Source organism: Streptomyces tricolor, from assembly GCF_002155905.1.
GTDB lineage: Bacteria > Actinomycetota > Actinomycetes > Streptomycetales > Streptomycetaceae > Streptomyces > Streptomyces tricolor.
Genome location: NZ_MUMF01000969.1, coordinates 1 through 674 on the forward strand (window position 1 = coordinate 1; position 674 = coordinate 674).

Annotated in this window: 1 protein-coding gene; it reads right to left on the bottom strand. The window is 77.4% G+C overall.

Features of this window, described 5'->3' with window-relative positions; translation table 11 throughout:
* On the bottom strand, nt 1–674 hold a 674-nt coding region (locus CCN44_RS42020; RefSeq protein ID WP_143650479.1), incomplete at both ends, for an AfsR/SARP family transcriptional regulator.

The window sequence follows — 674 nt, forward strand, 5'->3', positions numbered from 1 at the left end:
CGCCCCTCCCGCCGACGCCGCCCGGTCCGTCCGGCCGGGCGCGGGTCGTCGCATTCCTCGTCCCGGTGTCCCCCGCCGCTCCCCCGCAGCACCTCGACATGGGCCTCACGGACCGACGGGCCGGGTTCGATGCCGAGTTCCTCCACCAGACGGGCACGCAGATCACGGTGGACGGCGAGGGCCTCGGCCTGGCGGCCGGTGCGGTGCAGGGCGAGCATCAGCTGCCGGTGGTACGCCTCGCGCAGCGGGTACTCCGCGACCAGTGCCGCCAGTTCGGGGACGAGCGTGGCCAGGCGTGCGCCGCCGAGCGCGAGTTCGGCGTCGTAGCGCCACTCCAGCAGGAGCAGCCGGGCCTCCTCCAGGCGCTGCACGAGGGCGTAGCCGCCGATGTCGGCGGGGAGCCCGCTGAGCGGGGTGCCGCGCCACAGCGCGAGCGCGCCGGCGCTCGCCCGCACGACGCCCGGCCAGTCGCGCCGGGCGTGCGCGGACCGCGCCTCGGCGACCCGCGCGTCGAAGACGTGCACGTCCAGCTCGCCGTGGTCGACGCGCAGCACATAGCCCGGCGGGACGGCCCTGAGCCGCTCGGGGTCGTCCAGGAGCCGGCGCAGCCGGGTGACGTGGTTGTGCAGGGAGGCCTGCGCGGAGACGGGCGGCGCGCCGCCCCACAGCGCGTC